The sequence below is a fragment of the Amniculibacterium sp. G2-70 genome (assembly GCF_014353055.1).
Classification (GTDB): domain Bacteria; phylum Bacteroidota; class Bacteroidia; order Flavobacteriales; family Weeksellaceae; genus Amniculibacterium; species Amniculibacterium aquaticum.
The window spans coordinates 532,725-545,992 of record NZ_CP060698.1; the positions used below are offsets into that span (position 1 = coordinate 532,725).

The following is a 13,268-nucleotide window of genomic DNA, read 5'->3' on the forward strand; positions in this document are numbered from 1 at the left end:
TTGCAAACTTTTACAATAAAATGTCCAGTCTTATACTATTATTTTCATGCATCTTCATTGGGATTTTGATTAAAAAAATTCCAGCATTTCCAAAAAACACCCACTTGGTACTCAACCAATTTATTTTATTCATTTCTCTACCGGCAATGGCATTGTATTATTTACCAAAAGTTAAGCTGGGATGGGACTTGCTATTTCCTGCTGGAGTTGCTTGGATTACTTTTATTGTTTCTTTTCTATTTTTCAATACTTTAGGCAAGAGATTAGGCTGGTCCAAGGCACTTCGAGGGTGTTTAATTTTGACCGTAGGCCTTGGGAATACTTCATTTGTAGGCATCCCAATCGTAGAATCCCTTTATGGGGACGAAGGAATTAAAACCCTGATTATTGTTGACCTTCCTGGTACTTTTGTGGTACTTAGTACATTAGGAATTGTCATTGCTACGGTCTATTCTAAAGGAGAAAGTGACTTAAAATCTATTGCCGGAAAGGTATTTCGATTTCCGGCCTTTATTGCTTTTTTGATTGGGATCAGTATGGCGGCTTTCAAAATAAATTTTCCTATTGAAATTCATGAAGTTTTTGAAAAACTTAGTGCAACCGTTTCCCCATTGGCATTGGTATCCGTTGGTTATCAGTTAAAAATAGAAAAAAGAAGTAAACATTGGGATTTCTTAATCTTAGGACTTTTTTTCAAGCTAATCGTTATCCCCAGTATTATATTTACTTTATACGCCATCGTTTTACAACAGGAAGGCTTACCAATTAAAGTATCAATTATAGAAGCTGCCATGGCATCCATGATTACGGCATCCATTATTGCAGCGCAACACGGCTTAAAACCCCGTTTGGCCAATATGATGATAGGCTTTGGAATTCCTATTTCTTTTGTCACAATAGGTATTTGGTATTTCTTCATTGAATGGTTTTTCAAATAATTTTCATAAAAAAAGAGGTCTCCGAAAATCGAAAACCCCTTTTTTTATTGATGATCTTAAACTACCAAATTTTAATTTGATCTTTTGGCGCCACATACATTTTGTCTCCTTGTTTGATGTCAAATGCTTTTTGGAAAGATGGCATATTTACCAAAGGTCCGAAAGCACGGAAAAATCCTGGAGAGTGCGGATCGGTTTTCACTTGATTCATCATGTATTGGTCGGTAGATTTGGTTCTCCAAACCGTAGCCCAACTCATGAAGAATCGTTGATCTTGGTTAAGTCCAGAAATTGGTTTTACACTTCCATGGTCTTTCAGATACATTTGTAATGCGGTGTACGCAACATTGATCCCACCAAGATCGCCAATATTTTCTCCGGAAGTAAATTTACCATTTACAAAAGTACCTTTTACCGGTTCGTATTTGTTGTATTGGTTGGCCAATTGCTGAACTTTGGCATCAAAATTTTTCTTATCCGTATCGGTCCACCAGTTGTTCAGGTTACCATCGCCATCAAAACGAGCTCCGGAATCGTCGAATCCGTGTGAAATTTCGTGACCGATAACAGCACCTATTCCACCAAAATTAATGGCTGGATCTGCCTTGAAGTTGAAGAATGGCGGTTGCAAAATGGCAGCCGGGAAAACGATTTCGTTGTTGGATGGGCTGTAATAGGCGTTCACCGTTTGTGGTGACATGCCCCATTCGGCTTTATCCACAGGTTTTCCTACTTTGTCTAATTTCTTTTGATAATTCCACTCTGAAATTTTTTCCAGATTAGAATAATACGATCCTCCGTTTTCTGGTGAAGTCAATTGTAATTTCGAATAATCTTTCCATTGGTCAGGATACGCAATTTTCACGGTGAATTTTGCAAGTTTGTCCTGAGCTTTCACTTTGGTTTCTGGCGACATCCAATCGAGGTCTGCGATATGTTGCTTGAAGGCCTTGCGGATATAATCTACATATTCCACCATTTTGGCTTTGGCTTCTGGGGTAAAATATTTTTCGACATACAATTTACCAAAAGCCTCTCCCAAAACTCCATTCACAACACCCAAACCTCTTTTATCCATCGGTCTTTGTTCTTTTTGTCCTTGCATATATTTGGAGTAAAAATCGAACTTCATGTCGTCTAATTTCTGATCCAAACTACCGGCGCTACCGGAAATCATGTGGAATTTCATGTAGTCTTTAATCAACGGAAGTGTCCTTTCGTTCATCCAAGAATCCATGGTTTGGTAGTACTTCAACTCACCGATGATGACTTTATCGGTACTCACCCCAACGGTTTTCAAATAATTTGGCAAGTCGATGTGAGTTACCAAAGAGGAAAGTTCGGAAACATTTTTGGGGTTGTATCTGAGGTTCGCATCACGACCTTGTTCTAAAGTCAAAAGATTGCTGGCCAATTGTTTTTCGAAACCAACAATTCTCTGTGCCGTTTGATCTGGAGTTTTATCACCCAAAACAGACATCATGGAGGCGACATATTTTTGATATTCGGCAATGGTTTTGGTATTGGACTCGCTTTGTTTTTGGTAGTAATCTTTGCCCAAACCAAGAGCCGGGCCGCCAAGATATACGGCATTCATCTTAGAATTTTTCATATCAGCAGAGGCGTACCAATTGTAAAAAGGGTTATCTCCTTTTTTAGTTGCTTCTAACAAATATTTTTGAAGATCGGCAATGGATTTTAGCCCATCGATTTTTGCCAAATCGGATTTTATAGGGTTAATACCTTGTGCGTTTCTACTTTTCCAATCCATGAAAGATCCGTACAACGCTTGGATTTTTTCGCCTTCGGAATTGGGAGTGTATTTTTCTGAAAGAATTTTATTTAAAATCCCCAATGAAGCCACATCCACCTCTTCTCTCAACCCGTTGAAACTTCCCCAAGAAGCTTTATCCGAAGGGATAACAGCGGTTTTCATCCAACCACCATTTACGAAATTATAAAAATCGTCTTGTGGTCTTACCGAAGGATCCATGTAGGCATGATTGATGCCTTCATCTTTTTGAGATGTTGAAAAAGATTTTCCATCTTGACCGGGTTTTCCATCTTGACCTTTAGTTGCAACACAAGAGTTTAGCATCATCATTCCAGATGCCGCAATGACCGTTAGGGTTAATTTCTTCATAATTAATGATAATTTTTCCAAAGATAGCCAAAATCTTAAAAAAATATACCCTAAAATCCGTATAGAATCGCTACTTTTCATTTAATTTTGTAAAATCTAATTTTCTTTGATGAATTACAGTTCCGAATTAAAAAAATTCATGACCAGTCAGTACATTTCGTCTGCGGTTAGGATTTCTTTAGCCATTGCCATACCGAGTATTGTCCTTGCCTATTTTGGTGTCTTGAAGGAGTATTTTCTCTTTCCACTTGCGACCTCTTTTGTAGGACTTACCGATATGCCTGGACCTTACATCAGAAGAAGGAATACCTTGATCCTGACCATCATCAGCTTTATGTTTGTGATTGGTGTTGCTGGATTTTTAAAGGATTATCCTCCACTAATTTTTTTAGAACTTATTGTATTCGGGATGTTTTTCACCCTGATTGGTGTGTACGGAATCCGAATGGCAGCGGTTGGCGGTCTGACTTTGGTGGTATTTTCCATTTTTATCGATGGGCAGTTTTTCCATCATCATGTCCTGTTGAGTATGGCGATTTTCTTGGCTGGAGCCCTGTGGTTTTTATTGGTTTTTATCGTTGTCACCAGCATTCAACCTTATAAATTGGCCAGTCAGATGATTGGTGAAAATTATTTGGAGTTAGCTAATTTTTTGAAAATAAAATCAAAATTTTATCTTCAGGACAAAGAAATCGACCAACTGAACCGTGAGGTAATTGCCAAACAAGTGGTGATAAAAAACCTGCAAGAAGACACGAGAGAGGTTGTTTTTAAAACCCGAGAAATCGTTAACGAATCGACCACTACCAGTCGTTTGTTGATGTTGATGTTTTTAAACTCGATTGATCTTTACGAAAAATTATTCACCTCAGAGAACGATTATTCCAAAATTCACCATAGTTTTGATGAAGAAAAAATCCTGACCAAAATCCACGATTACCTCATCGTTTTGGCCAATGAAATATCTAATATTGGAATTTCTTTGCAAAGTGGGATCAAATCTTCTGCTTTGGTTGACTACCACGAACGATTGGATCGCCTGCATCAAGATTATTTCCAAATGCGATCCAAAAATCTGAATGCCGACAATATGGAAGACTTTATGTCCCTACGAATTGTTTTATCCAGAATCAATGAAATCACAAAGGACATCAGCACCATGTATCAGGTTCTGAACCAAGATATTAAAAACGCCAAAAGCCTTTCTACCGGCTTGGATCTTAACCAGTTTGCACCCAAAAGTGAAAAACTGAACCTGAAGGTTCTCAGCAACCACATCAGTTTGCAATCGGCACATTTCAAAAATGCCATCCGCATCACAACGGCGTTGGTGGTAGGCTATGCCCTCTCGAAATTCACTTTCTTGGGAATTGGACATTCGTATTGGATTCTCATTACCATTTTGGCCATCATGCGACCGGCATACAGCGTGACCAAACACAGAACTTTATTGAGGGTTTACGGAACATTTTCAGGTGCTGTAGTTGCATACTTCATCATGTCGTACATCCACAACGGATATGCTTTGTTGGGCATTTTCATCTTTTCCATGATCATGTGCTTCAGCTTTCTGAAAGATCGATATGCTTGGGCGGTTTTCTTTATGACCATTTACATTTTCTTGTCGTTCAACTTTTTGAGTCCCGGACAGGTAAATGTTATTTTCAAAGACCGTATTATTGATACCATTATTGCTGGAATTGTTATTTTCCTTACCTCCTATTTCGTGTTTCCGGTTTGGGAGCACAGCCAAAATCTGAATCTGATGAAACGCTCGGCAATGAGCAATTACAGCTATTTTCATACCGTAATTCAACAGCTAAAAGACCAATCTGTACCAACACAAGAGTATAAAATGCGAAGAAAAGATGCCATCATCTCTCTTGCTAATTTGTCCGACAATTTTCAAAGAATGCTTTCGGATCCTAAAAATCAGAAGAAAAAAATGGAAACGGTGTTGGAATTTGTAAATACTTCGCATTTATTAACGGCCTATATCGCTTCGTTATCCCAATATTACGACAGTAAAAAGCAGTTTACAGAAATTGATTTTGATGCTTGGGAAAAGAAAATAGGAACGGAGTTGCAAAGAATAAATGCCGTCCTGAACCAAGAAAAATGGGACGACAGCAACAATTCTTTAGCCAAAATACAACCAGAAGACACGGAATTGGATCAAATGTTGGAAAAAAGAAGAAATCAAATTTTAGAAAATGAAATCTACGATGCAAGAGATCCCAACCGCATCACAACACTCACGCAACTGACCAACATCAGAAAGATTTTGGAACTGATCAGTGATGTAGCAACCCAACTGAGAAGAACTACTGAAAGCTATAAAACCAATGAAATCTAACCTTGAAAAATCGGTATTAAAATAAAACATCTTTACCCATCTTGAAATTCAATTGATGATTTTCTTCGATGATGGCATAATAATAATTTTCTAACTTGAAAACATCTGCTTGGTAAACATCTTCAAAATCGGCATCGAAAACGCGACAAGAAATTTGTGATAGAGAATTCAAATCAAATTCTTCAACTTCATAATGCTTCTTCAGCGACCAGTATTTGCTAGGATGCAATTTATACAACGCCTCTTTTATGGCCCAAATCACGACCAAGACTTCAGTTTGGTTATCCATTTTAGAAATCCATTCTTCTTCATTTTGATTGATGAATTTATGTCGGATTCTTTGGATTTTATCGTTAATTTTCTCCAGATCGATCCCGATTCTTTTTTCAGAAATCGCCAACGATGCAAATGGAAACGAATGAGAAATCGAGATAAAACAATCCTTTGGGAAAAGATAAGGCTGGCCAATGGTTCTGTATAAAATACGATGATTGGGCAAAGTATCGGCAAGCATCTGTCGAATCATTAGGTATTCCAGCTTTTTTTTTGGATGGTAGTTTATCACTTTCTCAAAATCTTCTGGAATTATCAATTGTTTTTCATTAAAAACATCGGTTTCATCGTACTTCCAGACCAATATTTTAGCCTGATCGTCGTTATAATCTTTAAAAAAAGGCATATTTTGTAACACGAATTATAGTTTGTAAATTTGCAAAAATTTTTTGACTCGTTGAGGGTCATTTTTTACTTTTAATAATAATATCCAAGATACTATATGGAAACAACAACACAATATGTACCTTACAAAGTAAAGGACATTTCTCTAGCAGAATGGGGAAGAAAAGAAATTACATTGGCAGAAGCCGAAATGCCAGGTTTGATGGCCATCCGTGAAGAATACGGACCTAGCCAACCGCTAAAAGGTGCAAGAATTGCGGGATGCCTTCACATGACCATACAAACTGCTGTACTTATTGAGACTTTGGTCGCTCTAGGTGCAGATGTTACTTGGTCTTCTTGTAATATTTTCTCGACACAGGATCATGCTGCTGCTGCAATTGCTGCTGCGGGAATCCCGGTTTACGCTTGGAAGGGAATGAATGCAGAAGAATTTGACTGGTGTATCGAACAAACCATTTTCTTTGGCGAAGACAAAAAACCTTTGAACATGATCTTGGACGATGGTGGAGACCTAACCAATATGGTTTTTGACAAATATCCGGAACTTACCAAAGACATCAAAGGACTTTCTGAAGAAACCACAACAGGCGTACACAGACTGTACGAAAGAATGGCTAACGGAACTTTGGTGATGCCAGCGATTAATGTAAACGATTCTGTTACCAAATCCAAATTCGACAACAAATACGGATGTAGAGAATCTGCTGTAGATGCCATCAGAAGAGCCACCGATGTGATGTTGGCAGGTAAAAGAGTGGTTGTTTGTGGTTTTGGTGATGTGGGTAAAGGTACCGCTGCTTCTTTCAGAGGTGCTGGCTCTATCGTTACTGTTACCGAAATAGACCCAATCTGTGCGCTACAAGCTGCTATGGAAGGCTATGAAGTTAAAAAATTGGAAAATGTGATTGAAAATGCAGATGTCATCATCACAACGACAGGAAATTTCAACATCGTAAGAGGTGAGCATTTCAAAAAAATGAAAGACAAAACCATCGTTTGCAACATCGGACACTTCGATAACGAAATCGATATGGCTTGGTTGAACGATAACTACGGAAACACCAAATACGAAGTGAAGCCACAAGTAGACATCTACAATGTGGACGGAAACGAGATCATTATCTTGGCAGAAGGTAGATTGGTAAACTTGGGTTGCGCAACGGGTCATCCCTCTTTCGTGATGTCCAACTCATTCTCTAACCAGACTTTGGCTCAAATCGAACTGTGGACCAACTCTGAGGCATACGAAAACAAAGTGTATATGCTTCCTAAGAAATTGGACGAAAAAGTAGCTTTCTTACACCTGAAGAAAATTGGAGTTGAGCTAGAAACACTTTCTGACGAACAAGCAAAATACATCGGTGTAGAGGTCGAAGGGCCTTATAAACCTGAGTACTACAGATACTAGTTTGGCATTTAAAAACAAAAAAGTCCCTTGTCATAATTTTGACAAGGGACTTTTTCTATTATTTACCCAATGCAATATTGTAAGAAAATCCTAAGCCGAGACTTCCTATGTTATATTTTTGGTCTCCAATCTCGCCTTTAGATCCTGTAAAAACTTTTTGATAATGAAGGAAAAAATTCCAGTTTCTATTGTGGTATCCGAGTTCTGGTTTTATATAAAAGCCTCCATCAGGTCTTTCTACGGTAAAATTAGAAGATACCCTATCATCACCCACCAAAAATCCATAACCAAGATCGGCACCAAAATAAAATCCTGTTCTTGCGGGATAGTACCTTAATAACATGGCTGCTGGCACAAGCCCAACATCATTATTATGAATGGAACCGCCTATTAACGATCTATTTTTTCCAAAATAATGACTGTATCCTGTTGCAATCCCCAATCCAAAATGTGGTGTAACTAGATTTTGATAAGCCATATCCAATCCTGCAGAAATATTGGCGTTTTCAACAGGTAATACAGCACCAATATTGAGCCCAACCTTTAATGAGTTAAGCATGCTCGTCTGTGCAAAACCCCATCCTGACAGAAGTAATCCGAGAGAAAGAATTGTTTTTCTTAATGTTTTCATCGTAAATGTTTTAAAAATATATCTCAAAATTAAGAAAATTAGAATAAAAAAGTCTTCCAAAATTAATTGGAAGACTTTAGAAATTATTGCACATTGACAATTTTGTCCACGATGTATTTTGTATTTCCGCGCCATGGTAAAATGCCATGATACTCTTTGTAATGCAAATCGAATGTTTTGCCGTTATTGGTTTCTAATTCCTGGAAAACCTTGTCGTCTTCCACAGAAAATTCGAACTCATAACTCATCAAATTTCCGCTTTTGGCATTTGCACCAAAGCCTTGTTGTATCAGCTTTCCTTCGTAGGTTTTAAAAAGATTTCCTTTTTTCACAGCATAGTTTAGGACTCCGGACTTCACTCCTTCGCCAAAAACAAAATAGTATTTATACCAAACAAAGGTTCCGAAAAACAAAAGCAGAATACTGCAGAAAATCCAAAAATATTTCATGTTAATAAATTATAATATTCATAGGATAAGATAAATTTTATTATCAAAATCCTAAGCAAATATAATTTATTTTTTGGAAATCGAACGAGAAATTACAATTTTTTGAATTTCAGATGTCCCTTCATAGATTTGAGTAATTTTAGCATCACGCATCAATCTTTCCACATGATATTCTTTAACATAACCATAACCACCATGAATTTGTACCGCTTCTACCGTAGTATCCATCGCTACTTGAGACGCATACAATTTAGCCATCGCTCCACTTTCGGAGATGTCCAAACCTTGATCTTTTTCAGAAGCCGCTTTGTAGCACAACATTCTAGCAGCCGTAATTTGAGTTGCCATATCTGCTAATTTGAATGCTATTGCTTGGTGGTTGATAATTTCTGTACCGAAAGCTTTTCTGGTTTTTGCATATTTCAAAGCCAACTCATAAGCACCAGAGGCTATACCCAATGCTTGAGAAGCAATACCAATACGGCCACCGTTAAGAACCGCCATTGCAAAGTTGAATCCGAATCCGTCTTCACCGATTCTGTTTTCTTTTGGCACTTTTACATTGTTGAAGATCAAAGAATGCGTATCGGAACCTCTAATCCCCATTTTATCTTCTTTCAAACCAATTTCAAAACCTTCCCATCCTTTTTCAACGATGAAAGCGTTGATTCCTTTGTGTTTTTTCTCAGGATTGGTATGTGCGATCACGATATAATATTGCGCAGTTCCTCCGTTGGTAATCCAGTTTTTAATACCATTTAACAAATAATAATCTCCTTTATCTTCTGCTGTCGTTTTTTGTGAAGTAGCATCAGATCCGGCTTCTGGCTCAGACAATGCGAATGCACCAATTACTTGTCCACTTGCCAATGGCACCAGGTATTTTTGTTTTTGATCTTCGTTTGCATATTTTTCCAGACCGGCGCAAACCAAAGAGTTGTTCACCGACATTACTACAGCTGCAGAAGCATCTACTTTTGCAATTTCTTCCATTGCAACAACATAGGATACAGCATCCAATCCGGATCCTCCGTATTTTGGATCAACCATCATTCCTAAGAAGCCAAGTTCTGCCATTTTCTTCACTTGTTCAGTTGGGAATTTCTGATCACGATCTCTCTCGATCACTCCAGGTAAAAGTTCATTTTGAGCAAAATCTCTTGCTGCTTGCTGAATCATCAGCTGTTCTTCTGATAAATTGAAATTCATAATTTATATAAATTGTTTGCGTGTAAAAATACAATTTTTAGCATAAATCTTTTTAAAAAAAATTTGGTTATTTAGTTTTAAAAGGATATTTTTACATATTATACATTTTTAACATAAAATCCTCAAAAATAATGAGTATAAAAAGATTATTTGATTTCGCACAACATGCATTAGTGAAATATCCTCAATCCACAATGTATGCTACCAAATACAACGGTGAGTGGGAAAAGATCTCCACACAAGAGTTCATTAATTTAGGAAATAAAGTTTCCAGAGGATTATTGAAATTGGGCATACAGCCCGGAGACAAAATTGCCATCATCACATCGGCTACTCGTACAGAATGGGCCGTTATGGACTATGGCATTCTGCAAATTGGTGCAGTAACCGTTCCGGTTTACCCTACCATTTCTGCTGAAGATTATGAATATATTTTCAACAACGCAGAAGTAAAATACTGTTTTGTTTCCGACAAAGGCCTTTACGACAAGGTAAATTCTGTAAAACATAAAATCAGTTCTTTAGAAGGCGTATTCTCCTTTGACGAATTGGATGGCGTAGCCAATTGGCAAGAAATTGTTGATTTGGGAGAAAACGAAAGTACACAAAACGAAGTCGAAGATCTATCCAACTCCATCAACGAAGATGATTTGGCAACACTCATCTACACCTCCGGAACCACAGGAAGACCAAAAGGCGTTATGCTCACACATAAAAATATCGTGTCCAATGTTTTGGCTTCTGACTCCAGAATCCCTAGAAAAAAAGGATTGAGTATCGAAGACACCCGAGCTTTAAGCTTTTTGCCTATTTGTCACATTTTCGAAAGAATGATTTTCTACCTTTTCACCTACAGCGGCATATCCATTTATTTTGCCGAAAGTATAGAAAAAATGGGCGAAAACATCAAAGAAGTAAAACCCCACTACATGACCGTAGTCCCAAGGCTTATCGAAAAAGTTTACGATAAAATTTACGATAAAGGAACCAGTGCGGGCGGACTAAAATCAAAAATATTCTTATGGGCTCTTGGCGTTAACAAAGCAAAAAAAGACATCACAAAAAAACCATCTTCCATCTCCGAAATCATCGCTGATAAATTGGTTTTCAAAAAATGGAGAGAAGGTTTAGGTGGCGAGTTAATCACCTTGGTTTCGGGTTCTGCAGCGCTTTCCGAGCGACTCAACAGAATGTTTTGGAATGCCGGAATCCCCATCTTAGAAGGATACGGACTGACCGAAACCTCACCCGTGATTTCTGTAAATTCTATGGACAAAATGAAAGTGGGAACCGTTGGACATCCGTTAAACAACCTTATTGTAAAAATCCAAGAAGATGGAGAAATTACAGTGAAAGGTCCGTCCATCACTCAAGGTTATTTTAAAAACGAAGAACAAACCCGTGAAGCTTTTACCGAAGAAGGTTACTTCAAAACCGGTGATATTGGACATATTGATGCAGAAGGTTTTTTGAAAATTACCGATCGTAAAAAAGAAATGTTCAAAACTTCCGGTGGAAAATACATCGCTCCGCAGGTTATTGAAAATCTTGCCAAAGCTTCAAAATTCATTGAACAAATCATGGTGGTTGGCGAAGGCGAAAAAATGCCTTGTGCTTTTGTACAGCCCGATTTTGTATTCGCAGGTCATTGGGCCGAGAGAAAAAACATCAATATCGGGAAAACACCTGCCGAAATGGCAAAGAGCCCAGAATTGAAAGCAAGAATAGAAAAAGAAATCGACTATCTAAATACCAAATTGGGGCATTGGGAACAAATAAAAAAAATAGAACTCACCCCAGAAGTATGGTCTATCGATCTTGGCTTGTTGACCCCAACCATGAAACTAAAACGAAAAATGGTCAAAGAACGATACCTGAATTTGTACCAAAAAATGTACGGTAAAATTGATGAATAAATGTTCAGCAGCAATCTCAGTCGAGGTTGCTGTTTTAACTTCACTTCTTTATAAGTAAATATAAATTTTGGTTAAAAAGTATAAAAACTGAATATGATTAGACGAAAAATACAGTACATTTTCACAATCCTTTTTTTTCAAATAGGATATACCCAAACCCTTTCCCTAAAAGAATGCATTGCCAAAGCCACAGAAAGCAATACAGCGATCGCATTGTCAAAACAATCGGTGGAAACCAACAAGAAGCAATATGAAGGAAGCAAGAAAAATATTTTGCCCAAAATAGATTTGTTGGCAGGATATAATTATTTAGGGAAACCCATAGAAATCAATCTACAACAAACGAAAGATGGAATTGTAGAGGGTTCGGCACAACAATCTGCCAATGCTGCGGCAACCATTTACGAACAAATCACCGGAAATCCGCTCAATCAAAATGTTCGGGATATGATCTATCAAACTTCCAGAGATATTATTTCTTCGGCGTATCCCAATTACAATCCCGCCATCAGCAAGCAAGATTATTTCTTAGCAGGAATTGTTGTAAGACAACCGATATATTTGGGAGGAAAATTAAGAGCAATTCAAAACTTGAAAAAACAACAATTTCATTCAAGTGAAATTAATTTAGAAAATGCCAAAGATCTCATTACTTATAATGTTACACTGCAATATCTACAGGTTTTGTATTTTAATTCTATGATTGAAAAGGAAGAGCAAAAACTGATTTCTTTAGAGAAAAATGAAAAATATGCGAAAAATTTATTAAAAGCAGAAATTATCCCCGCTTATCAAAAACAATGGGCAAATGTTTCCCTCATGCAAGGTAAAACAAGCTTGGAAAACCTGAAATTAGAAAAAGAAAATGCCATTTTGACTTTAAAACAATTGATGGGTATGCCTTTGGATGCACCTTTGGAAATTTCTGAAAAGATTCCTGAAAATTACGCTTCATTAGATTCTTTAATAAAAATACAAACCGAAAACAATACCGACATCCGTTTACTCAACGCCAAAAAAGAAGAAGCTAATATCGCATTGAAGGTTGCGAAATCTTTGAATCATCCTAATATTTTCGCAATCGGCAATGCTCAATTTTTAAGAAAAGATTTACCGCTTATCACTCCTCCTTGGATGATTGGTGTTGAAATGCAATGGACGATTTTTAATGGTTTTGAAAATCAAAATAAAATAAAAGCTGCCCAATCTTTAGTAAAAGAATCCGAATTGCTTATTCAACAAAAACAAGAATCTGTAAATCTTGCTATCCAATTGGCACAGAATAAATTAAAAGCTTTCCAAAATCAATCTCAAACTTTGGATGCTGCCAGAAAAGAAACTTATACCACAACCGAAATGATACGAAAAAGAATGGAAAACAGTCTTTCTTCTGTGAAAGATGTAAATGACGCTTTACAATTTCAATATGCTTCAGAAAAATTGTATTACACTTCCTTAGTTGCTTATCAAACAGCATTGGCAACTTATTATTTCCTTAATGGACAACCTGAAAACATCACTACTTTAATAAACTAAT

Annotated in this window: 10 protein-coding genes; 5 read left to right on the plus strand and 5 right to left on the minus strand. The window is 37.2% G+C overall.

Annotated elements, in window-relative coordinates:
* Nucleotides 1-20 precede the first annotated feature (20 nt).
* A complete protein-coding gene (locus H9Q20_RS02455; RefSeq protein WP_187478216.1) occupies nucleotides 21-938 on the plus strand; it encodes an AEC family transporter in 918 nt (305 codons plus the stop codon).
* A gap of 61 nt (nucleotides 939-999) precedes the next feature.
* On the opposite strand, the gene H9Q20_RS02460 is transcribed toward H9Q20_RS02455, so the two are convergent.
* Entirely contained in the window at nucleotides 1,000-3,081 is a 2,082-nt protein-coding gene (locus H9Q20_RS02460) for a M13 family metallopeptidase (RefSeq protein WP_187478217.1), read from the minus strand.
* Nucleotides 3,082-3,190: 109 nt separating this feature from the next.
* Here H9Q20_RS02460 and H9Q20_RS02465 point away from each other — a divergent pair, with 109 nt between their 5' ends.
* Nucleotides 3,191-5,437 carry an FUSC family protein gene (locus H9Q20_RS02465; protein WP_124643053.1) on the plus strand — a complete coding sequence of 749 codons (2,247 nt, stop codon included), beginning with the start codon at nucleotides 3,191-3,193 and terminating at the stop codon, nucleotides 5,435-5,437.
* Between the two features lie 16 nt (nucleotides 5,438-5,453).
* On the opposite strand, the gene H9Q20_RS02470 is transcribed toward H9Q20_RS02465, so the two are convergent.
* A complete protein-coding gene (locus H9Q20_RS02470) occupies nucleotides 5,454-6,116 on the minus strand; it encodes a 4'-phosphopantetheinyl transferase family protein (RefSeq protein WP_187478218.1) in 663 nt (220 codons plus the stop codon).
* Nucleotides 6,117-6,212: 96 nt separating this feature from the next.
* On the opposite strand from H9Q20_RS02470, the gene ahcY reads away from it, so the two are divergent.
* On the plus strand, nucleotides 6,213-7,526 hold the full coding sequence (gene ahcY / locus H9Q20_RS02475; protein ID WP_187478219.1) for an adenosylhomocysteinase: 1,314 nt from the start codon (nucleotides 6,213-6,215) through the stop codon (nucleotides 7,524-7,526).
* Between the two features lie 58 nt (nucleotides 7,527-7,584).
* Here the strand turns inward: ahcY and H9Q20_RS02480 are convergent, their stop codons facing one another.
* From H9Q20_RS02480 to H9Q20_RS02490, 3 genes are all read right to left on the minus strand, one after another.
* On the minus strand, nucleotides 7,585-8,157 hold the full coding sequence (locus H9Q20_RS02480; protein ID WP_124643047.1) for a hypothetical protein: 573 nt from the start codon (nucleotides 8,155-8,157) through the stop codon (nucleotides 7,585-7,587).
* A gap of 83 nt (nucleotides 8,158-8,240) precedes the next feature.
* On the minus strand, nucleotides 8,241-8,606 hold the full coding sequence (locus H9Q20_RS02485) for a hypothetical protein (protein WP_124643041.1): 366 nt from the start codon (nucleotides 8,604-8,606) through the stop codon (nucleotides 8,241-8,243).
* Nucleotides 8,607-8,672: 66 nt separating this feature from the next.
* A complete protein-coding gene (locus tag H9Q20_RS02490) occupies nucleotides 8,673-9,815 on the minus strand; it encodes an acyl-CoA dehydrogenase (RefSeq protein ID WP_187478220.1) in 1,143 nt (380 codons plus the stop codon).
* Nucleotides 9,816-9,946: 131 nt separating this feature from the next.
* Here H9Q20_RS02490 and H9Q20_RS02495 point away from each other — a divergent pair, with 131 nt between their 5' ends.
* Entirely contained in the window at nucleotides 9,947-11,731 is a 1,785-nt protein-coding gene (locus H9Q20_RS02495) for an AMP-dependent synthetase/ligase (RefSeq protein WP_187478221.1), read from the plus strand.
* A gap of 93 nt (nucleotides 11,732-11,824) precedes the next feature.
* A complete protein-coding gene (locus tag H9Q20_RS02500; RefSeq protein ID WP_187478222.1) occupies nucleotides 11,825-13,267 on the plus strand; it encodes a TolC family protein in 1,443 nt (480 codons plus the stop codon).
* Nucleotide 13,268 lies beyond the last annotated feature (1 nt).